Annotated in this window: 1 protein-coding gene and 1 pseudogene; one reads left to right on the forward strand and one right to left on the reverse strand. The window is 60.4% G+C overall.

What is annotated here, in order from left to right; all coding sequences use genetic code 11:
• Window positions 1-107: 107 nt before the first annotated feature.
• Window positions 108-266 (reverse strand): annotated as a pseudogene (locus J2046_RS33635) (IS630 family transposase); the annotation flags it as partial.
• Between the two features lie 204 nt (window positions 267-470).
• Between J2046_RS33635 and J2046_RS33640 the strand changes: the two are divergent.
• Window positions 471-1,125, forward strand: a 655-nt coding sequence (locus J2046_RS33640) for a transposase domain-containing protein (RefSeq protein WP_210059150.1), incomplete at its 3' end; no start/stop codon positions are given.

A 1,125-nucleotide genomic window follows, 5' to 3' on the forward strand; every position in this document is an offset into this window, starting at 1 on the left:
GTGTCGCGCGCAGCATCCAACTGCTCGTCCCCCCGCAAGACCTGCCAATTCTGGGCATAGAACAACCCGTCATAATCTCTGAGACGTCACACTAGAGCAGATCCTGTTCAATCCGGGTCATATCCAGCAGCCCTGAAGTAGTTTGCGCATTCTGTCGGCGTGAAGCGGGGCATCAATGCGCCGACCGCGTCCCACAAAGCATCGATCTTTCTCTCTGCCCGAGCCCGCAACATGGCCTTCAACTTTGAGAAGGCGTTTTCAATTGCTTTGCCATAGTGACTCTCCATGTGAGGTTCTTGTTGAGGCCTGAGACAGGCTGACAAGCCAGATCTGTTGTGTTCCGACTTTCGTGAGACGCCCTTTTAATTTTCCGCGTCTAACCCCAATGCCGTTTATTTAATGGCTGATTAAGGATTCATTAACCATGATCTCGCCTCCTGCCGCGTGCTATGGCGCAGGAGGCGAATCACATGGCACGCACCGTTGCAATTCTTCCCGAAGGCAGCCGGGTCAGCGATTACATTAGCCTCGGCGTGATCGCCAAGACCTTTCCTGTGGCGAGGATCCGGGCCATCCTGACGGCGGCCGGCAAGGGCAGCATCCGCGAGCGCGACCTGCCGGCTCATGTGGTGGTCTATTACGTCATCGCCCTGGCGCTTTACATGACGTCGTCCTACCGCGAGGTGCTGCGCTGCCTTCTGGAAGGGCTGCAATGGCTGCGCGATCCGTCGGTCGCGGTCAAGGTCGCCGGCAAGTCCGCCATTTCGCAGGCCCGTGCCCGGCTGGGCTTTGAAGTCATGCGGCAGTTGCATGATGAGATCGTCGCGCCGATTGCCACAGCCGCCACGCGCGGCGCCTGGTACAAGGGGCGGCGTTTGGTGAGCCTCGACGGCAGCACGCTCGACGTCGCCGACGAAGCGGCCAACGTTGCCGCGTTTGGCTATCCCGGCGCCAGTCGCGGCGCGAGCGCTTATCCGCAAATCCGCTTTGTCAGCCTGGTCGAGAACGGCACGCAGGTGTTGTTCGCCAACCAGATGGCCGGTTGCGCGACCAGCGAGGTCACGCTCGCCAAGGCCGTCCTGGCGTGCCTTGAGCCGGACATGTTGTGCCTGGCCGACCGGTCCT

Source organism: Neorhizobium petrolearium (genome assembly GCF_017873175.1).
Lineage (GTDB): Bacteria > Pseudomonadota > Alphaproteobacteria > Rhizobiales > Rhizobiaceae > Neorhizobium > Neorhizobium petrolearium.